The sequence below is a fragment of the Nitrosomonas sp. genome (genome assembly GCF_022842015.1).
GTDB lineage: Bacteria > Pseudomonadota > Gammaproteobacteria > Burkholderiales > Nitrosomonadaceae > Nitrosomonas.
Genome location: NZ_JALHQJ010000015.1, coordinates 25,659 through 46,186 on the forward strand (window position 1 = coordinate 25,659; position 20,528 = coordinate 46,186).

The following is a 20,528-nucleotide window of genomic DNA, read 5'->3' on the forward strand; positions in this document are numbered from 1 at the left end:
GGCCGGGTTTAATCAGCCCAGGTAGGCGAGAAATTTTCTCGATAGGTGCCAATAGACTCGAACCCAGTGCGACGCTTGATGGCGTATAACTGGCTTTCAGTGGGCAGAATGATTCGTTTTTGTGGCAAAGCCTGATCGACCATATCCAGACCGGCAGCGGCCATGACAGCAAGATACTCATCACGGCGACCGTACACGCGCTGAGATACCAACGACAGGTCGTAGGCTTCATCAGGCTTTGTTTCATAGAAAATGGCTGTATCCCAAGGCTTAATGCTGTCTGCAAAAATCCTGACTTCCTTGTAAAAATCCTTGGCAGCAACCGAATTATTATCAATCATTGGGTAATTAGACTTAAATCGTGATTATTTGGCCACGCGATAAAGCCAGCAATTGCTCAGACATGCTCACAGCACTTTCTATGGTCCCTGCCCTAATAGCATACAAGCATGTAGCAAGAGCGGCAATCTGGCTGCACGTCACTCCGTCAGCAACGCGAAACACCGGACCTGAATTATCAATGCCGTCCTTCTCGATTGACGGCTCAGGATTGGCGCGTGCTGCGCGGTCAGAGATCACCAGGCGAGAACTTTTGCCATCAACAGCAACGCCGGATTTTAAAGAGTAGAACGCTGATATCGCCTGTTTGAGCTCAAGATCCTCGAATAGACTATCGCGCGGTATGTCGGGGTCGTTGGTTAAAACCACGCAATTATCGCGGCGCTCTGTTCTGTATTCAGCTTCCGCACCAATAACAAGAATATTCGTATCTTTGTATAGGGCAGAAAATAACGTACAAGCTCGACCGCCATATCCAGCGAAAGTAGCCTGTATTTGCTGAATCATCTATGTCTCCGGAATAAATCACCTATCGGAACCAACCACACCGGCCACGAAAACACCAGACAAATAAGGTTGTATGGCCAGAAAGCAATTACCGTCATGACAACCACTCCTAGATTGCTGGCAATATCTGCCTTTTCGTCCGGGTCTTTAAAGCCAAAGTGCAATACGGCGAATAAGAAAACCAAACCGGCAAGCAGGTAATAAGTAGCGACCTGTTTAATCAGGTCTATGTCAATTTCATAAATGATATTCATCGTTGAGCCATCCATAATTAAGTTACCGTGGTTTGTTTGTTAATTTTTTTGGCATCAAAATCAACTTGATCAACTACTGGGTACCCGAAAGGATCGAGTGGATCTCCTGGGGTTCCTTTTCCATCATTGGGTTCATTTTCTGCAGGTGCCTTAAACAAAGGCGTGGATACCTTGAGGGTAAGATCAACAGCCAGAACCGTGAGATTCTTGGCGTCCGTTTTTATGGCCATGGCGGGAGCATCGGTGGATTCAATCTGCACCGGCCACATATCAACGAATCCGGCAAAGGTGTATTGCGCATCGAATCTACGGTTAGGTGCGGAATCTATAAACAAAAGGAATTGTGAAGCGAGTGATTTTGCAGTTGGCTCGTCATGTGCGGCGAATACTACCTGCGCACGTATATCACCGGCAATCGCCTGAAGTTTAAACATGCGCTCCTTGGCATCATCCGGAAACGTGAAAAACACTTCCTCTGATATTTGCCGGGTGTAATCCCGCCCGGAAGGCACATAATCTTCAGCCACCGCAATAATAATGATCGGCATATCTACCGGGTTGGTTGGCGTGTTATCAACATCCTCTCTCTGCCAGGCAGCAAGCATATCTTCAACAACATCAACCATGCGCGATGGCGCCCATACGACACACTTTGGTAATCCACGTGCTATAAACTCATTCAGAGACTTGGTGGTAGGCGCGATCCCGGCATAATATCTGCCCATATACTCGCCAAAAGCCTTTTTAACTGGCTGAAACATGCCTGGATTACCTCATGAACTTGTTAATTAACCGTCCAAACGTAGGGTTAACTTGCTGTTCGCTGACTTCCTCTTCAACCGGCTCTTCAAACTCAGGTAATTTTTCTACCGAGCGGAAATAATCACGGTCGTTTTGCAGCGTGCTGATGGGATTGATATCTACTGTTAACGGCGCCATTGCCACAGCATCAAGAATAGAACTGGCGTCGACTCCTTTACCGGCAAGCATCGATAGGAATTGCTCGTTTTCTGCTTGCAATCTCTCGATAACCGCACTGGTAGCTTCGCGCTCAGTATTTATGCTATCCAGCAACACAATCATGGAATGGGCGTGCTCTTCCTGTTCGGCTGCGTACACATCATCATATGTGAGCTCACCGGTATTGCCGCTCAATGCATCGTCAAGCGCCACACCCCTGAATGAATTATCAAGAAAATTAGGCTGCAGAACGTAATCGAAGCCATAGAATTGCGGTCTCTTTTCATCGATAGCCGAAGAAAACCCGCCCACTTTCTGAAAAAATAGTTTCTCTGCGACCTGCCCTGCTGCGGTATCAAGGAATTCCGCTTGATGCTCTACCATGCCGTCCATTGTTACTTTGAGGTGAGTGGTTATGAATGCCGGTTGGACTGGAACGTACTTACCGCCATCTAAACCGCCCTCAGACGGATGCATTCCGAACCGGATTCTAGGGAAGTGACCGTAATATCCAATCATCCCTCTGGAATTAACTGTTTCCTGGCATGCATCGCCATTAACGCTATCAAAAATCTTCTGGATATTGAAGTTACGCGACTGGCCGGTATATTTGCGACCCCGTTCTTTAAGTGAATATCTGATCATGGGTGTAGTAGTTGGCATAGCTGACTCCATTCGGTGAATTTCTTCAATAATGCCGCCTGGATACCAGCAAATTACCTGTGTTTTTCCGTTTAGATAGGCTTCCTGCGGAAAATGCGAGGTATTTCATGGCCAACCCACTCTAATATCTGCGCATCATTTGCCATCGTGTGACATATGCCTACCTCAGACAATAAATTAACCAAAAAACCAGGTTTACTCGCAAGCCTTGGGATACCCGGAAAGCGCTGGAAATCCGAATACCTGGACCCTGCTCAGGAAATCCAACCTGCAGACACCTTTCTTTATGGGTCCGGTATTACGACGGTTGCATCATTGCTTGGATCGGGCAAAAAATCGGCTAGGTCAAGGCAGCAAATCTACAATAAGTGGAGTGAGATGGAGTCAGACGCCGTTGTTTCATCGGCATTGAAACTACTTGTCACATCAGCGCTTGGTGGTCACGAAACAAATGGCGATATCGTATTTATGGAGACGACACCTGCTGCCAGCAAGGATAAAAGGCTGATCCGGCTAGTCGAAGAGACAGCCGAGGAACTCCAACCCATATTCAATAGAATTGCATTTCAGACCGCGTACATAGGTGCGGTTTTTGGTGATGCCTATGGCCGCGTTTACACGGATAACCGGGGCGTGATCGATGTAAGCACCGATGAAATGGTCAGACCACCAATGGTGCAACCGTTCGAGCGCGGTAATCGTACCGTTGGCTATGCCGTATTTACGGGCAGACGCAATTTTGAGCGCCTGGATGTATCGCAAATGGCTCGTTTAAAAATGTCACGCACGCAATGGACACCTCAGTATGGAGTGGTTGAGAAATCACTCAGAATAGCAATTACTGAGGATGATCTTAACGAATTACCGCTCATGCCAAGCATGGCCGGTGGTTCGCTCTTGTATAACGCGGAGGAAGCCTACAACAACTTCAATTCAACGTTACTTGGCATGGTCAGTCAACGATGGAAGGCATCGCTTGATCACAGAATTGTAGGGCTGCAGATGCAAAATATGACTAAAGAGCAGCAGGACCGGTTTATGGCATCGGTTGTGTCGATGTACAAGGATATTAAAGGAATCGTTGCCGAGGCTATAGAAAACGGCAGATCGATACCGGAAACCGTCACCTCAATCCTTCCAATGTACGCAGACAAGCAACTGGTTTCAATATCCAGTGCAGATAAATCAACCATGCAAAGCATCATAATCGACGACGTGATGATTCATGCACGATTGCTATCCGGTGCCATCGGTGTCGATCTTTCCATGCTTGGTTTTGCCGATCAACTGGCGGGTGGACTGGGTGAAGGCGGATTTTTTAGAACATCCGCCCAGGCTGCTGAAAATGCCCGAATGATCCGCTCATCACTGGCCGACATGTTCAACCAGATTATTGACATCCACACCATGAAGCGGTATGGCATTGTATTCAATGAAAGAGATCGCCCGTGGCATATTAATTTCTTCGGCTCAATCTCTGCACTTGAGGCAGAAAAACAGCGTACCAAAGCAGATTCAATGAATTCAGGCTTACTGTTGGCTCAATCGATTCAAATGATGAAGGACATGGGCGCTACCGAAGAAATAATGGCTGAATTCTTGACTAAAAACATGATGCTTGATGATGATCAGGCTAAATTGTTTGCAACCATCGTTAAAGTGAAAAATGATCCGGAAGGCGAAGGCGGCAGCTTTGGTGGCGGAAATTAACCAATAGTGGGCAAGTATGAGTTTATATAACAATGTAGCACAATCACTCTCAAGGGGTGGTCTCACCGGCTCAGTAATAGGTGGCGCCAGTTCCATTACCAACACTATCGGCCAAAGAGCCGCCAGCATGATGGGCAATGGCGAACTGGCCAAAGCAATCGGCAGTATTGGCGCGGCCACCGGTCGAAATGTCGTCATTAACCAGATCAATAAGCACATTCCTATCACGGCAAGACGCGGATTAAACGTTGGCGCCGGGGTTGTAGGCGATATCATGCGCGGCGATGTAAACGCCGCAGGTTTGCGCATACTCGATTCAGGATTGCTGAATAAACTTTTACCGGGCATGAGTGCTGCAGCTTCCCAGGCAATGTACTGGAACCGCCCTTCCCCCTTATTTGGCGGCATTACTCCAACAGAAGCGCTAAGAATCTATGAAACAATGCAATCGACCAGGCTGGCTAAGAAAAACTTATTCTTGATTGAGGCATCCAGCCGACTGATGGGCGACTGGGTATCCCCCTGGCTTAATATGTTCGCAACAGAGATTGAGTACGCGCCGCTTACCGTGGGCAGTGATAAGCACAGAACGGGCGGTTCGGTTATCGATTCGGTGCGCACCGGCGAACCGGTAGAAATGCGTATTTCCACTATGGATGATCAGTTTGGCACCATAAAGAAATGGTATGAACTTCACCACAGCAATGTTGTAGCGCAAGATGGTACCGTGGGGTTGCCGTCAATGTACGCCATCAAGTTCAATATTATTCATTCATTTGTTACCCGAGAAAGCACGCTCTATGGGGCGTATGAGAGCATCGGATGGTTCAGGCCAGCTAATCTTGATATCAGCCTGTCCAGACGCGAGGATGCTATGGCAGAGGTGCAAATGACATTCTCGCAAATAGATACTTTCATAAAAGCATAGGAATCTGACAATGGCCGTTAAACATGACAATCAAGGATTTTTGATTGGTGAATCCGTTGATCTTGATAAAACCTTCGGGCTTTGGAATGAAATCAGGGAAGATTTGCGTGCAATCCGTGCGGCTCTGACCGGCAGCAGCAAGGGAGACTTAGCGGCACCTATAGTTCGGATTAAAAAGCCACTACCGGATGCGCCGGCAAGACCACAAGTAGCTACACCACTAGCCAGGAGCGCTATTAATTCATCGTCCGGTAGGCCAATAGCCAAGCCAATCAGTGAGGACATTGGCACGAGTAAGTTTTCGCAACTAGCCAGTCCTCTCGAACGAGAAGCAATTACTCGAAACACTCGTAACCCTAAAATAGCAACCACGAATGGAGAAAACGAGGGATCCGGCAATCGAAGCGAGAGAAATAACATTCCCGCGCCAGCAAACAGAAATACCACGACAGGACGGTTTGAGAAGAAAAACGACAGCTTCAGAAATCGAAGTGGCACGGATGATAGCGTGGAAAGTTCCGTTTACGCCAATGAAGAGGGCGGTAGAACTCTGCGTGATGCAGCAAACAAGATTGTTAATGCTGTTGGCAGCATCGGCGGCGGCATGGAGGACACTGACCCTACCATCAAAGCATTTAATGAAGTTTCTCAGCCGTTATCACGCGGCTATGAAATGCTATCAATAGGCAATGGGATTGATGAGAAGCGCAAAGATCGGTGGTTTCGTCGCATTTTTGGTGAGTTAAGATTATTCCGCAAAGACGAAACATTATTCAATAAAGCGGCCAATAAAAGCCTGAAAAATATTGAAGAGACGACAGAATCCACCGGCACGTCCGATAGCGGTGGTACTAGTTGGTTAATGAGGTATGTTCTGCCACTGGCCATAGCTGGAATCGGGTGGTTAATGACCGGATCAGGAAAGGATATCAGAGAAAAATTATCAAATGCTCATGACAAAACGATAGAGGCAATACGCCGTCCACTGGACCTTATTGGCGAAAAATTAACCTCATTCATTGAAGGCGTCAGCAGCAAGATCGAATCGGCCTGGTCCACGTTTACCGGATTCGTCAAAGATAAACTGGGCATTGATATCAACAAAACACTCAAACCGGTTATTGATACCGTTAAAAGTGGATACCAGGCGGTCAAAGATAAAGTTTCATCAGCAGTTAAGCGTGCATACGATACTGCAGAAGCGGGTGCAGGATCCGCGCTGGAAACAGTAATGCCCAAAGGCTACCGGCACAGGGCATCATTTAATGGCATAAAAGGCGGCGATAAACTGGCCAGCCATGGAACCTATACTGACGCTGAAGCGCAGAGAATACGCGCATTAAAGACCAGCGCGGCCAATACTTCGGCAAACTTAAAGGGTGGAATGTCGCCTGAGATTCAGGCCAAGATCGCGGCTCAAGCAAAGAAGCATGGGCTCGATCCCGTTATGATGCAAAAAATAGCGGCCATGGAAAGCGGAGGCAACCCCAATGCTATCAGCGAGACCGGCGCCATTGGAGTGTTTCAATTCACAGGGAGAACCGCTACTGGCGTCGGTATTAAGAATCGCTTTGATATTGATGAGAACATTGAGGGTGGCATGAAGTTGACGGTGGAAAACATGAACATGCTTAAGAAGCAGGGATTGCCGATCACACCCGAAAACCTCTATATGATGCACCAACTAGGACCGGCTGCAGCCAAGGAAGTGATTCAAGGGGCTGAAAAAGGGCTTTCAAAGGGCGATCTATCCCAAAAAACACAATTCGGCATTGATAATAACTACGGTAAAAATAGCGCAACTGCTGCTGAATACATCGATGCTAACAAGGCCGCTCTGGATAAACGCTATGCTTCAGTGGTCGGTGCGTCCATACCGGAAACTAGCAATTCCTTCACATCGTCGGTTAGCTATGATTCGGCTAAAACCGTTTTTGCACCCGCGCCAAGCATTCCTTCCGTGTCGTCATCCATACCTTCGATACCGGATGCCCCGCCAATTATTACGCCAGTGGGAAGTATCAGCAGCAAAAAAGACACCTCAAACGCGGTCGCAAAACAGGAAATAGGACAGGATGTGAAAGATCGGCGTATTGCTCATATTGTGACAGGCGGCTACAGCACCTAACTTCGGTTTCCATAAACTGATTATATTGGCGGCAGACAATCTGAAATATAAACCTGTTGAGCAAGAAGGTGAATCCTGAAGAATAAGTTCCATGCTAATATTAATTCGCTGTAGATAATTGTAATAAAAAAGAATAAAGATGTTTTTCTTTAAACATATTCAATTTCGACTACTCAACGGAAAATAATAATGAAAAAACGATTAAAACAACTGATCTTGTTTTGCTGCACACTAAATTTTCTTGGCAGTATCAGTTTTGCTTTTGCAGATACAGCTAGTAATACAGAGACATTATTAAACTGGGCTGAGAGTAATTATCCACAATACTTTCCAACTCATGAAACAACGCAAAGTATCACGCCATGGTTATTTCGTTTTTACCCAAACTCAAATGTTTATGCAGGTGTTAATACAAATGAAAACGGTGTCTATGTATTCGGCGGGCCTTGGGGAAATGTCAATCCGACTTACATTGATAGTCTTTCTAATTTGTTGCTGACAGCCAATAATGGAAAACTGACTAATGTTAAATCGATGGTCTTAGGTAGCCAAGCTTTTGTAATCAAAACAGACGGAACAGTTTGGGGTTGGGGAAATAATGGTTTTGGCCAACTAGGAGACGGTACTAAAGAGGCTCGTTCAACGCCCGTCAAAGTTATAGGTCTAACCGATGTCGCCAGTGTAATAAGCGGGGCTAATGCTACTATTGCACTTAAGAATGATGGAACCGTCTGGGCATGGGGATGGAATATTGAAGGTGATCTTGGTAACGGAGCAGGAGGATTAGCAGCATTAAAAGAATTTCAGTACACTCCTACTCAAATAAAAGGGCTCACCGATGTGGCCGTAATCGGTCAAAACAATACAATTTCTCACACTGGCTTTTATGCGATTAAACAGGATGGAACATTATGGATATGGGGTTGCCAAGCCAACAGAATTATTGATCATGCTATAGTTTGTGTCAGTAGTGAATCTACTCGTCTACCTTCGCAGATTGATGAATTTTCTGACGTTATTGATTTTCAATCTGGCCCTGGGAATGGAGCGCTCAATAGTTACTATGTGCTTAAAAGTGACGGAACAGTCTGGGCATGGGGAAGTAATTTTGTTGGTCAGCTTGGAGATGGAACGAACTCTGATACCATATTACCTCATGGGATAACAGGTTCAGATCGTGATACTCCCGAACAAGTGGCTGGATTGACTGGTGTTAAAGAAATTACTGTAGTGGGGACATTGGTCGGGGTGAAGGTGTTTGCTTTGAAAAAAGATGGAACGGTCTGGGCATGGGGAGATAATACTGGTAATCAACTTGGTACTGGAATGACAACAACAACTGTAGATAAGCCTACAGAAGTGAGTGAGCTGACCGGCATTATCAAAATTTCTGTGGGTACCTTCAACACTCTTGCACTCAAAAATGATGGAACAGTCTGGGCATGGGGATGGAATAATCTATATGGTGCAATTGGCGTTGGAACCGGAACGTCAATGGATATTATAACTCCCATTCCAACACCTGTTCAGTTAGTGGACCTGCATGATATCGTTGATATTCAGACAAGTACCTTTGCATCTTATGCATTAAAGGGAGACGGAACAATATGGGGATGGGGCAGCGGCTTTCTTAAAACCGGACCACCCAGAGCAGAGGCTAAGTATCTTACTCCAATTCAGATGTGCAATTTGCCAGGCATTACAAATATCATCGGCTTTGGACCAGATTATTCATCCTATTTACTCAGAAATGATGGTACAGTGTGGAATGGTTATTTTGATCTATGCACACAGTTATGATGGCGTAAGTTAGGTTTTGTCTAATCAGATAAACCATAAAATGGAAGAACTATCAAAAAGCGTTCAGCAATAACGGAATTAGGACTTAGATAAACCTCGTCAGGGATCGGGCAGCATGCCCCTCCTTTTCGGGGCCACACTCTTCGCGCCGGACGGCGGCGCGACCCTTGGAGAAGTTGTAGGTTAAATTATTTAGTTATCTTAATTTCTTTGAAGTGAGCTATAGCGATACGTGCGGCATTCCTTGCTGAATCATCCTTGTCATAATATCCATTTTCAATAGCCTTCTCCAAACTAACAATGGCCATTGCTAAATGAATACGGTTGGCAGACGAAATATACTCTTGATCTTGCACTGAAAGCGCATGACTTATTGCGGTTGTTGAGTGTCTTGCAATTGTTGCTCCATCATCAGCAATTATTGAAGCCTCAGAATATCTAATAGCCTGATGTAAATGATTCTCTGCCATACATGCGGATAGAGCTAAAGTTATAATAATTATTATGCTGGAATACAGTAAGTCTTGTTGATTCTTGAAATAAGTTTTGGATTTTCTACTCATTACATTATTTTCAAACATTGTTATAAGCTCCAATGTAATTTTTTTTCTGACAATATGCAAAGAAGTATAGAACTCTGAAATTATCCCAATGTTTTAAATAAACTGGTTTTAGCGTCTATTTGTGTTTAACCTACTTCTTTAACGATTTTTAGAAGCAATCCATCCGTAATAAATTTGCTCCGCACGCCCGACACCTATCCCCGCAGCAAGACCACGGTGAATTGCGAGTTCAATTAAAGGAAAGGATATCGGTTTGTGGGTTACTTGTTTTGTGTTCCGGAATGGAAAACGGTTTTCCTCCGCAGGAGAATAGCGCTTTGTTCTGGAAAGCCCAGCAGCTATTGAGTTTGCAGCGCGAGTGAACTGTTAAAGCAGGGGTTAGTGCGGCACAATGAGGATATTAATACACTGGAAGTTAAAGCTGATTTTTATAAACGGCAACTGGTTCTTGAAAGCCGGTTTGGTATGATTTTAGAAAGAAGTTTTACTTAACATACCCACTTTAAAAGAGAGAATTTGAGAAAAAGAGTAGTTAAATTATCAATTGAGAAATATCCAAAGTATTACCCATTCTCCTTTTGTAGTTTGCTTGTGCAATAACGATACCTAAAGGATATAATTTAAAATCATTTAATCGTTCTATCGATCGAAACACTTTCTCAATGCAAGGTATTTCTTGCTTTAATATTTTCTTAATTTCCCCATCCCCCATAAGCTGACCACCTGCGGTAAAATACCAATAAAAATTTTGATCTTTTGTAAAAGTAATTTTATTATCGATAAGAATTTTATTAAATTTAACAGGGTCATATGTAATTAATTGTAACTTAGATGAATCATGATACGATTCTGTTAATATTTTATCAATATGATTAATATCACCAAATCTTTCAATAACTTGCTCAATTGTAGCTCCGTTAGCAAAGTATCTCATTAGCTTAGGCTCGGAAATTAATTTTGAAGTGAGGGGATCTTCTAATCCATTACTGTGTAATTTATATAAACATCTTAAGTATTCGAGATGAATATAATCTATAGGCTCATATGCATATTCTTTAGAAAAAGGGCAGACTTTAGTTTCAAGATAATCAATCAAATAAGAATATTGCTCATATTCATTAAAAAAAGTAAGTTTTGAAAGCAAAGCAATTGTAAGAATATCGAGTTGTTTTGCAGATAGTTTAGGAGCGATACTAAGAGCCTCGGTAAGATTTATTTGCAGCACATTTTGCTCAGTTTGCAAAACACGTTCAATCAAAAGCTCAACAAGTAAATCCCCTATCTCAATGTTGCCCTGTCTGGCATATTCACGTTGAACCGTTAATAAATCACATTGTAAATCGGGTTGGCTAAACTTTATGATTGATTGTGGGTTTCGATTAAAAAGTTCCAAAAATATTTTTTGCGAAATATACTCCGCGCGCTCATGCGCAATCCTACCTGCTTGCTCTAACAATTTTGGAAAATTTGCATTAAAAAGATCTAGAAATATTTCTTTACATTCAGAATATGTTAATCCAACTTTTATAACGCCAGCTTGCACATTTAATGAGTCATTTCCCGCAACCAGTTCTTTTGAATTATTAAACATTTTCTAAAATTTAATATCTTTACCAGATTGAATGTTAGTAGAATTATTCCCGGCCTGTATTTTCTGTGTAATATTTTTATCTTTGCTTTTCTTAAACACGAATTTAGTAACAATAAAATAAATAGGAACTAAAAAAGCAATGCAAACCCCTCCAATAATAATTGAATATTCATTTATCAAGTTCATCATCATAAAACCTTTTTTATTAGTTTAAAAAATATATATTATCATCTAGTTGAATGTGTTTTACTGTTAATTTCTAACGTCACACAAGCCTGTTCTTTAATATAGTCTAAGTGGAATTATGTGGGAATTGAAGATGGCAGAAGAAAATGACCCGTTTACGCAAACTTGAAAACTCCTACATTTTGCCTTTGGCAAAGCCTCGGAGCCGCCTTAAAAGATTTGCTACTGGTCAAAGTTTAAAGGCGTTTTGACATTCTTTCGGGTATATCGAATAGCAAACACTGAAAGCGTTTAGGCGTAATAAATCCATTACTTCTAAGAAAAATAATGAATAAAACATAAGGCATTAATAACAGTTTGTAAGTAATAAAATCCAGAATTTTCAAATTTCCTTCCTCTAAAGCTTGTTAGTAACAATCTAACCATAGTTAATGGCTGCATTGCAGGTGTCAGGTACGATATTGAGCCGTTGCGCCTTATGGCTATAGCAAATGCAGTTTTCCGGGCTTGAAATGCACGCCGCGACCTGCGACCAGTCAACATTCTCGGTTAGCATTGAAATGCGATTCCCTGATGGGCTGATTTGTTATCGTTGTAGAGACTGGAACTACTGAATCGTTTACAATATCAGCCATTTCGGCAGGCTTATTAGTTTCTTTAGTTTCAGCAATCGTTGCGGTCGAATCGGCTAAACGATCCATCGTTTTTCTACATGCACACTGGCCGAGCAATACAATTCAAACACTTTCTTTTCCAGCTACGACACGGACAACTGGTTCAAGCGCGTCATGTATCTTGAAAACTCTCCGGGAATGGTGAGGAGTCTTCTATCAAATTCTTTGAAATGCGTTTCGCTGCATCAAACATCACTAAACATTTCTTCGGTTCTTTTTAACGCGGTATCAGCCGCAGAATCGGTCAATCCACCGCACCCGCCCTCACCTGACACGATGTAACTCACATCCTCAAGAAACGCAAAGCAAACAGCATCCCAAAGGTCAGGTGAACTCATCCCATCCCATTCAGTGGCACCTTTGGGCGGCACTCTTATACGGCCTTTATCCGTAAATGTTTTGGGTATTCGGGCTGATTGATCCAACATGGCATTACGATAATCGCTGGTTAGAATCGACAACCGTCCGTCTTTCGCTGCCCTGGCTGCTTGATGCATGGCCTGGGCCCGTAGATTAAGATACCTATCCTTATTTATATTCTTAAAGCAGGGATTGCCCCAGTTCACGCGGTGCACAACCTTATTCATGTCCTCAAGGTCTTGGCATACGTTGATACCGAGCCCACCCGAATCAATTACATACGTAACGTTGGACAGATCGGATCCGTTGTCTGAAACGTAACCGGCAAACGTATTTGAGCGGATTTTGTTGGTCAGAAGTGGTACTTTGACGACTTCCACCCGGCGTGCGTCCGGGCCCATGTCACCATAACCGATTGCACGCGCCAAAACGCACGCTGATTTATCGCGCAAACCCTCGCCTGAAGCTATATCAGCCAATACCAACCAACCATAATTCTCATTGTCATTAATTATTCGACCGCGCCGGTACATGGCCTCGGCCACCTTCCTGTTCATCATGTGCTTTGATGAGTCTTGCGGCGAAATTCCTAACAGCCGAACGTTTCTCTCATCGTCGTCGTATTGTTCCCACAACTCTTTGAGAGACGAATCACTTACAAATGGAGAATCAAACGAATTAAACCTGAGATTAGTCCACTCGCCGCCATTCTCAATCGATAGGTCATTCTGTGTTCGATAAAAGAACCCGGCGTTGCGCGTGAACTGGCTGGTCAGCAACATCCGGTTATGCTGCTCAGTTAAAGCACCCGATAATGTGGTTAGCACCGCATCAGGAAGCGTTGAAGCCTCATCACCAATTACCAGCAACCATTCACCGTGCCGGCCAGCCATCTTGTTTGCGGTTTTTTCGTTGGCGGTCTTGCTTTCAGTGAACCAGATTGCTTCAAATCCTTTTATCCGACACGATGCATCGGCCAGAATTTCGAGGTGTTCAGCAATCCATCCATGCCTTCCACGCCGGATACGTTCGTGTGATATGCCTATTTCTTTCCATGCGGTTGCTTTTAGCTGATCCATATCGTTTGCTGTCAGCAATGTAACCGACATTGGGTAGCATAATTGATGCCACAAAACGATAACTGCTATTCCTGCCGTTTTTCCGGTGCCATGACCAGAAGCAACAGAAGTGCGCGATCTGGAAGGGGAAACACTGCCGAATAGTTCCATCTGCTGATATGAGGGCGTTATGCCGACCACTTCAATAGCGAAACGCTCAATACTTCCTGCGTAGCGTTCACAAAATGGCAACCATCGTGGATCTTCGGGCAGTAATACTCGCTTATTCATAGATCATCATCAATCAAGCCGGTTTCGTTATCGATAACAACCCCAAGCCGCTCACGCCGCCCAAGAAGCGTTTCGTTTTGCTTTTTGGCATCCTCAAGCGCTTTGGCGTAAATGGCGTCCAGTTCTTCTTTGGGCGGGAAAACGTTTAAGTTGATTTCCTCTTTAAGTTCGATCTTGTCTTTCCATTTCTTAGGTTGCCTGTTTTTCAGCCACAAAAAGGCCGCTCCGGTCTCAGGCGGGTAATGTTTCGTTAATTCGGTTAAGGTGATCTCGCCCATATAGCTGCTGACGTGCACTTCAGGATGAGAGTATCCCATCCCCCTTTTATAGAGACTTACGGCCATATCTGCATCGGCCATTGTCTTACCCCTGGTAAGTGACTCAAAGAAAGGAGGGAATTCTATTTTCCAATTGTTAATTGTAGTTTCCGTCACGTTAAAAAAATCAGCCAACTCATTGTCAGTAGCCCCTAACATACATAATTTATATACCTGACTTATATACTCTTCTTTAAATAGCGATGGTTGCCCTGCCCGCTTTTTCGATGGTTTCTCCATGGTTTTGCTGATGGTTTCGCTCAAGGTTTCGCTGTTATTTTGCGTAACCTTCGTAACCTTGGCGGCGCTTTTCTTGCTCTGAGCCCTTTGTAGCTTAGGTTTCGATGGTTTCTCTGCGGCAGATTCTTTGATGGTTTCGCTCTTTTGCGTAACCTTGAATTTTTTCCACCCTTCCCGCGCCGCAACCTTACCAATAGCGGGTCTTGATACCGGCAGGTTCAATTCAGTAACCAACCATGAGTAACCTTCCCTGGGATCAGATTCCCAGGCAGTTCTCACCGCATCCCACTCTTCCGGGGTTAATTTCGGTTTAGCTGCCATGGGTTAATCCGTAAAAAGCCGTGGTTGCGGGTTGGTGTCTATCTTGAATCGATTGATACCATTGGCTAGTTCTGCGTATATTTCCAGCTTGGTGCGTGATTTTTTGGTCAAGTCAGCGATCCTGTCCGCTTTGGTCAGAAGCGAATTACTGCCCTTCATGTCATTGAATTGCGGATTGAGCTCAATGAACTTTTGCATGGCTATTTCCAAGTCAACAGCAGACTCAAAGAAGTTCTTCATGAATGCGGTCACAGCATCGATTCTGTCTTGAAGTCTCCTGACCTTATCCATATCTTCGCGCCTGGCTTGATCCCATGCCTCAAACAGCCATTTTTGGGTATCTCTTTCAGTTACGGCCTGGGCGCTCATCTCCCAATCGCTTGATTCACCGAATAGAAAATCGATTGATACGTGATAGAGCCTTGCTGCCCGGATAATTAGCCACAGCGGGATTGAATTGGTATCCGATCCGGCTTCAATCTTGGCCAGCTTTGAAGAGTTGGCGTATCCAAGACGCATTGCAGCCTGACTCTGGCTTAGACCGTGTATTTCACGCGCCTCACGCAAACGTTTGCCCAATATTTTTACGAGGCGGATTCGATCTTCTGTTTTTGGAATATACTTGACGACTCTAGCCATAGAACGATCACTCCACGTGATTAAATGGTGTTGCGTTTATCGCTGCAGGCTGCGTTTTTTTCTGTGCTCTCAGATTCTTTTGAATCATTTGCGTCATTCATTGTTAAGCGCTCTCCAAATCAAGTTCACGCACGATCACTACAACACCTGGGGTTTCAGCGTAGCGTTTACCCTTGGCAACCTTCACTACCAGCGAATCATCATGCCAAACCACACCGTTCATTCCGTCTTTGATCGATTTTTCAAGATTATCCAAATCTGGTTTCTTGGTGGCAGCTATCAAGCCATCCACGGCCTTTTTCTTTTTCTTGGCAGACCATGAGGCCGGTATCGGTAGCCTCACATCCAATTCAAGATAAATAGGCTTTAACATCAAATTTTTTCCTGCCATCGCTATGCTTGCTGCATAGGCAACCAGGCTTTCATAATTAACCGTTTTCTTTGGCGTGTAGATGGTTATGTGATCGCCTCTTTTTGCCGCTTTTGGTCTACCCTTGGCCACCGGCTGACCTGGCACCACAAATTGAATTTCACTCATACTTATGTACTACCTCACCAAAGATTTCTTCTTCAAATGTATTAAGCAATTCGATTGTTATCTCGGAAAGGCTGCTGATTCCTATCAATTTCTTTACGTACACTTTCATTTGATTAGCCGTAAGCGCAACCGCGTGCGGCAAAAGGACCTCATGCCTATCTTCATGGGTTGCGGATCCGGCATGTGAGCCATGAGCCCACGTCATATGATGGTTATGGCACAATGGCACCAGGTACCAGTGCGGCGGTTTGATTCCTACGCCGGAATTGGCCGATGTTTTGACGTGGTGCCCCACTACATCGCCATCGCAGTTAATATGCTTTGCGAACTTGGTACCGCAGCAAGGAAGTGTTTCCACATATTTTTTATGATCATCCTGCTTGTAAACTTCAGCTATTTCCATTCCGGTCCATAACTTCGGGTTGCGAAAATATCCATCCAGGTGCATCGCCTGAGCCAGCCTGTTTGGGGTTTTAGTTGCTATCTCTGTGGTATGGATATCCAGGCCGGCAGCTTTTGGTATCAATGGCGCAAGCGCAACCCGCATGTCTTTTTCCCTGAAAATACGATGAAAATCATCTTTAAAACGAGGATCTATGATAATTTTCACTTCCAGAGAACCGTCAGCAGTTTCCCTATAAGCGCCCCTTGAAGCTGAAATCGCCACAACATCAGACATTTTTTTATGCCCTCCTAAGCAAACAACTGATCAGGCCGGTTAGCAGTAAGCATCTTTGATAATTTAGCCAGACCTTTTGCGGTAATTCTCGCTTGCGTAAATATTCTCTCAGATCCATCATCTTTATCCACCTTGGTTATTTTGTGTTCCATCAATCCGCTTTGCAGCTTGTCAGAGTAAGCAAGCAATTCAGCTCCCATTGGCCGTCTGTATAGCCATTTTTCAGCAAACAATAGTTGTTTGAATTTCTTTTCTTGTATCTGGAGGGTTTTGGCGGCATCGCGCACACAAAATGAGCCGTTGCTATGGGTTGCGATACGATCAAGCGCATCCGCTTTGGGTGATAGTTCATCGACCTTATTCTCAAGCAGCATTCTTTCTTGTTCCGCTTGTATGGCCATTTCAAGTAACTGAAGCCGCGATAGGTTTGCGGGATTCTGTGATTGCTGCCGTATTTTCTGCGACATTGCCCAAAATTCTTTAACCAAACGCTTCTTAAACTCTCGAACCACCTCGTTGTTCCGCATATAGGTCATCAATAATGTAGATTGTTGTTCATTAAGCACTGCAATCTCACGCTGCTGGACTCCACCGGCGGTTTCAAAGGGTGCGATTTGAAATCCGACCCTTCCGAACTCTTCTAAATCAACCAGATAAGTTCGTACAAGTTTAATAACGCTCGCATGATCGTTATTGGTGCCTTCCGCAATGGCTAAAGTGGTTGTAACGGGTTGGTTACTTGATAGGGTTACGATACTCATCTTTGTCATACCTCCATTAAGCAAACAATCTTTCTTGTCTGGAATACTCAATCACGCGCTTGCACGCAACTTCGTAGTAATCTTTATCTAATTCGCATCCGAAGAACTCAAACCCAAGGTTATTAGCAGCGATAGCGCTTGATCCTGATCCCATGTGAGAATCGAATATTTTTTGCCCGAGTTTTGCGTAATTAACCAGAATCCACTCATAGAGCGGCACCGGCTTTTGCGTTGGATGGATGCGCTTTTCTTTGTGATGCCCTGGTTCTTGCCAAAAACCAGCCCACAAGTGCTTAAAGATATCCACTCTAAGATAGAATGATTGATAAGCAATCTCAGCCATGCTGAATGGACTTCCTTGCTCGCCTTTTATCCATATTAACCGTCCGCCAGGCGCCAAGAATTCATAGTAATTAATGCCCCATATGATCTGGTTTCTTGAAATTCGTACCAGTTCTTCAAAATATTCTTTTCCGGGTACCGTCCAGCTTGAAGAAATATCCTTGTAACTACCAACATCAGTTTTTTGTTTTGATCCGGCGTAATAACCTGGTTTTTGCGGACCATCAAAATAGGGTGGATCGCAAACCGCCAAATCGAAGTGCTTGTCTGGCAACGTACTCATGAATTCCATGCAATCAACATTCATTATTGTTGCGTTACCGATTCTCTGTTGCTCCATTGCCTTGTTATCTCCATTTTCAGCTTTTCCAATCTATCCAGTCCATATAGGCTTCTAATCAAACAACCATGAATACTTCAAGTGCTTGTGATTCAATCAAAAAGATAAATCCTTAAAATATTCATGGTTCTTTGCCCTGGCTCTTTATATTTTCAGCATCCAGGAAACTGAAATTTCATATTACTTTTTGCCCTGTTTATTTTTTCTTGCTTCCAATTCGCTCCGGATTGCAATCGCTAAACTTTCACCGAACCATTCGCCCCACTTATCGATGCAGAGTTTTTTATATTCGGGATCATGACAAATCTCGATAAAATCACACGCCTGTTTGACTGTAGGCGCTCTGCCCTCATTGCTCACAGTAGCAAGGCATTAAACTGTGCCGCTCATAAATGCAGCGTAAATCAGAAATAATTGATTATGAGAATGTAAAGCAAAGCCGATGCGGTCAGCGTCGCGCAAAGAATCGACATTATTTTTGTCTTAACTTTCTCTTTTACCACCTCAGTTTCTTTGTCGTCGCACCGTTGCAGCAACATATCAATACAAATATCACGACCGTCCGCATACTCTTGAAGCCGCTTTAACTCCGCTTCATGTTCCGTTTCTTGTGGATACTGATCTGCTCTTTTTTCTGCTTGTTTAATCTGTGAAATGCTCATAACCGTCCTTAAATTTATAAAAAAATAATCGTCGCTATTGCGCGTACTTGCGCTCTATCACCAAAACAATTGCGTCCAGGTAAAATAGATGGCGAAACCTATGCACACGGCTATCAACCACAGTAACGAGCAGGTCGATTTGTCGTCAGCTTGATTCGCTCTAGTTCTTTCTCGCTTGATGAGTAATTTGTTTCTCGCTGATTCATTTTTGGCTTCGTCTCTCTCCCGCTTTGTTTTATCTAACTCCATTTCAGATTTCTTTTTTTCAATGTCGATTTTGTGTAACCGATCCGCAACGCTTTTCAGCAAGTCATCAAACCAACTAACCAATCTTTCACTCTCTTTTGATGCCATGATTACCTCGCTAGTTAAACTTTAAATATCCAATCCACGCTGTATCTGCTTCTTATCCCAAAAAGTTAACGCCTGAACAGATTCAATTCTGTCTCTCATAACAAGAGCTCGTAAATTTTTGCTGGCTGGCGTATACGTTCCCTTCCATTTTTGATCTATACCGACGTTCTGCGCGATGTTCGTGCTATCCGCGCTCGAAAAAGGAAACCTAGAAAAAACATCAACATCAAGCATTCTCAAACCATGCAATTTGCAGATTGGATTTCCTTCTTTGTCACATATCGCATTCATAGCTTCGGCCATACGATTCCACCAAATTCCGCTTCCAACAACCGCATACTGGGCGCTGCTACCAATACATACGCGCGGCCATTCAGTGGCAAGTCTGAATAGACGATCTATTGATTCATGCATATGCCAAACAGGTGCGCCGACACCTTTGGATTTAAAACTATCTTTCCAAGGCCATTCAGCGATAAGTTCATCGTTTGCTTTTTCGTCTCCATCGATCACGTCAGGAATCACCGCAAAATCGAATGAAGGGAATCGGTGTAAACGTGCAACCCACTCGTAATATCTTGACCAAACTTCAACAGGAGATCCGCTCTTCCATGCCGAAAAAGCACCGTTATCAACAGCGAAAGACTGGCAAACATCAAGAATTAAACCTAATTGCCCAGGGTATCTATGAGAAACGAAAGCATGACCCCCTTTAACCGCCGAAAGGCATGTTTCATCTGGCGTTATAGGCGTTCCGTGGTAGTGGATCATGCTTGTCTCGCTAGTTAAACTTAATCGGTTACACTTAAATTAGCCTGCTTGTTATTTAAACTTTCTTGCCCTGAACGCATACACGACCACCAACAATCCGAACAACATCATTAGGTATGTTTCCGGCTCTGGTACGGCAGCAACGTGCACGTTTTTCCACAATCCATTCATGTCGTTGTAGTCAAAATCTCCGCCGCCTCGAATATCCTCAAATCCTGTGCGCAGATGCATTCCTTTCGAGTTAAAGTCAACTTGCATGTGCTGCAAATGATCGGAATTCTTTGCGGGGTTCGACCACCACGTATTACCCGTATCAATAACATCTACGCGGAATTGAACGTGATCGCCCTTGTGATATTTACCAAAGTCAACAACAGTTCCGACCGGCGAATGATTATTAAGAAATACCCCCGACTTAACTCCATTAATAACCGCGTACATATGGTTTTCGTAAGAGGCGCTACTAGGCTCCACCGTCGCATAAACATGACCGTTCTTAGCCACAGTGAACTGATAAAAAGGACCTGCAGCTGAAGCCGTAAACGAGACAAA

22 protein-coding genes are annotated in these 20,528 nt (G+C 44.0%); 4 read left to right on the top strand and 18 right to left on the bottom strand.

Annotation, left to right across the window (positions count from 1 at the left end):
• Positions 1 to 8 precede the first annotated feature (8 nt).
• Genes Q0C11_RS04330 through Q0C11_RS04350 form a run of 5 tightly spaced genes read right to left on the bottom strand, consistent with a single transcriptional unit; the run spans position 9 to position 2,723 of the window.
• The gene (locus Q0C11_RS04330; protein WP_293006072.1) at positions 9 to 341 is read right to left on the bottom strand and encodes a hypothetical protein; all 333 of its coding nucleotides are present in this window, start codon (positions 339 to 341) and stop codon (positions 9 to 11) included.
• A 13-nt stretch (positions 342 to 354) separates the two neighbouring features.
• Entirely contained in the window at positions 355 to 846 is a 492-nt protein-coding gene (locus Q0C11_RS04335) for a hypothetical protein (protein WP_293006074.1), read from the bottom strand.
• Positions 843 to 1,100, bottom strand: a complete 258-nt coding sequence (locus Q0C11_RS04340) for a hypothetical protein (protein ID WP_293006076.1) — start codon at positions 1,098 to 1,100, stop codon at positions 843 to 845. Before Q0C11_RS04340 ends, Q0C11_RS04335 begins: the two co-directional genes overlap by 4 nt.
• Before the next feature lie 17 nt (positions 1,101 to 1,117).
• Positions 1,118 to 1,861 carry a hypothetical protein gene (locus Q0C11_RS04345; RefSeq protein ID WP_293006078.1) on the bottom strand — a complete coding sequence of 248 codons (744 nt, stop codon included), beginning with the start codon at positions 1,859 to 1,861 and terminating at the stop codon, positions 1,118 to 1,120.
• 7 nt (positions 1,862 to 1,868) lie between these two features.
• Complete coding sequence (locus Q0C11_RS04350; protein ID WP_293006079.1) at positions 1,869 to 2,723, bottom strand: hypothetical protein; 855 nt, start codon at positions 2,721 to 2,723, stop codon at positions 1,869 to 1,871.
• Between the two features lie 156 nt (positions 2,724 to 2,879).
• Between Q0C11_RS04350 and Q0C11_RS04355 the strand changes: the two genes are divergently transcribed.
• The 4 genes from Q0C11_RS04355 (at position 2,880) to Q0C11_RS04370 (ending at position 9,289) form a co-directional block, all read left to right on the top strand.
• The gene (locus tag Q0C11_RS04355; RefSeq protein WP_293006081.1) at positions 2,880 to 4,433 is read left to right on the top strand and encodes a hypothetical protein; all 1,554 of its coding nucleotides are present in this window, start codon (positions 2,880 to 2,882) and stop codon (positions 4,431 to 4,433) included.
• Between the two features lie 16 nt (positions 4,434 to 4,449).
• Positions 4,450 to 5,361 carry a hypothetical protein gene (locus tag Q0C11_RS04360; RefSeq protein ID WP_293006083.1) on the top strand — a complete coding sequence of 304 codons (912 nt, stop codon included), beginning with the start codon at positions 4,450 to 4,452 and terminating at the stop codon, positions 5,359 to 5,361.
• 10 nt (positions 5,362 to 5,371) lie between these two features.
• Entirely contained in the window at positions 5,372 to 7,489 is a 2,118-nt protein-coding gene (locus Q0C11_RS04365) for a transglycosylase SLT domain-containing protein (RefSeq protein WP_293006085.1), read from the top strand.
• A gap of 189 nt (positions 7,490 to 7,678) precedes the next feature.
• Positions 7,679 to 9,289 carry a hypothetical protein gene (locus Q0C11_RS04370; RefSeq protein ID WP_293006087.1) on the top strand — a complete coding sequence of 537 codons (1,611 nt, stop codon included), beginning with the start codon at positions 7,679 to 7,681 and terminating at the stop codon, positions 9,287 to 9,289.
• A gap of 188 nt (positions 9,290 to 9,477) precedes the next feature.
• On the opposite strand, the gene smbP is transcribed toward Q0C11_RS04370, so the two are convergent.
• The 13 genes from smbP to Q0C11_RS04435 form a co-directional block, all read right to left on the bottom strand.
• Complete coding sequence (gene smbP, locus Q0C11_RS04375; RefSeq protein WP_293006089.1) at positions 9,478 to 9,870, bottom strand: small metal-binding protein SmbP; 393 nt, start codon at positions 9,868 to 9,870, stop codon at positions 9,478 to 9,480.
• 514 nt (positions 9,871 to 10,384) lie between these two features.
• A complete protein-coding gene (locus Q0C11_RS04380) occupies positions 10,385 to 11,443 on the bottom strand; it encodes an LPO_1073/Vpar_1526 family protein (protein ID WP_293006091.1) in 1,059 nt (352 codons plus the stop codon).
• Positions 11,444 to 12,488: 1,045 nt separating this feature from the next.
• The gene (locus tag Q0C11_RS04385) at positions 12,489 to 14,012 is read right to left on the bottom strand and encodes a hypothetical protein (RefSeq protein ID WP_293006093.1); all 1,524 of its coding nucleotides are present in this window, start codon (positions 14,010 to 14,012) and stop codon (positions 12,489 to 12,491) included.
• The gene (locus tag Q0C11_RS04390) at positions 14,009 to 14,890 is read right to left on the bottom strand and encodes a hypothetical protein (RefSeq protein WP_293006095.1); all 882 of its coding nucleotides are present in this window, start codon (positions 14,888 to 14,890) and stop codon (positions 14,009 to 14,011) included. Before Q0C11_RS04390 ends, Q0C11_RS04385 begins: the two co-directional genes overlap by 4 nt.
• 3 nt (positions 14,891 to 14,893) lie before the next feature.
• Entirely contained in the window at positions 14,894 to 15,529 is a 636-nt protein-coding gene (locus Q0C11_RS04395) for a helix-turn-helix transcriptional regulator (protein WP_293006096.1), read from the bottom strand.
• A 103-nt stretch (positions 15,530 to 15,632) separates the two neighbouring features.
• Positions 15,633 to 16,067 (bottom strand): RusA family crossover junction endodeoxyribonuclease, encoded by a 435-nt coding sequence (locus Q0C11_RS04400; RefSeq protein WP_293006098.1) that lies wholly within the window; start codon positions 16,065 to 16,067, stop codon positions 15,633 to 15,635.
• A complete protein-coding gene (locus Q0C11_RS04405) occupies positions 16,060 to 16,746 on the bottom strand; it encodes a hypothetical protein (RefSeq protein ID WP_293006099.1) in 687 nt (228 codons plus the stop codon). The genes Q0C11_RS04400 and Q0C11_RS04405 overlap by 8 nt, the downstream gene beginning before the upstream one ends.
• 14 nt (positions 16,747 to 16,760) lie before the next feature.
• Positions 16,761 to 17,507 (bottom strand): phage regulatory protein/antirepressor Ant, encoded by a 747-nt coding sequence (locus Q0C11_RS04410; RefSeq protein WP_293006101.1) that lies wholly within the window; start codon positions 17,505 to 17,507, stop codon positions 16,761 to 16,763.
• Between the two features lie 16 nt (positions 17,508 to 17,523).
• Positions 17,524 to 18,189, bottom strand: coding sequence for a DNA methyltransferase (locus tag Q0C11_RS04415; RefSeq protein WP_293006103.1), 666 nt, complete (start codon positions 18,187 to 18,189; stop codon positions 17,524 to 17,526).
• A gap of 404 nt (positions 18,190 to 18,593) precedes the next feature.
• A complete protein-coding gene (locus Q0C11_RS04420) occupies positions 18,594 to 18,851 on the bottom strand; it encodes a hypothetical protein (protein WP_293006105.1) in 258 nt (85 codons plus the stop codon).
• A gap of 57 nt (positions 18,852 to 18,908) precedes the next feature.
• Positions 18,909 to 19,205, bottom strand: coding sequence for a hypothetical protein (locus Q0C11_RS04425; RefSeq protein WP_293006106.1), 297 nt, complete (start codon positions 19,203 to 19,205; stop codon positions 18,909 to 18,911).
• A 21-nt stretch (positions 19,206 to 19,226) separates the two neighbouring features.
• Positions 19,227 to 19,976 carry a hypothetical protein gene (locus tag Q0C11_RS04430; RefSeq protein WP_293006108.1) on the bottom strand — a complete coding sequence of 250 codons (750 nt, stop codon included), beginning with the start codon at positions 19,974 to 19,976 and terminating at the stop codon, positions 19,227 to 19,229.
• Positions 19,977 to 20,027: 51 nt separating this feature from the next.
• The coding region (locus tag Q0C11_RS04435) for a PEP-CTERM sorting domain-containing protein (protein ID WP_293006109.1) at positions 20,028 to 20,528 on the bottom strand (501 nt) is incomplete at its 5' end.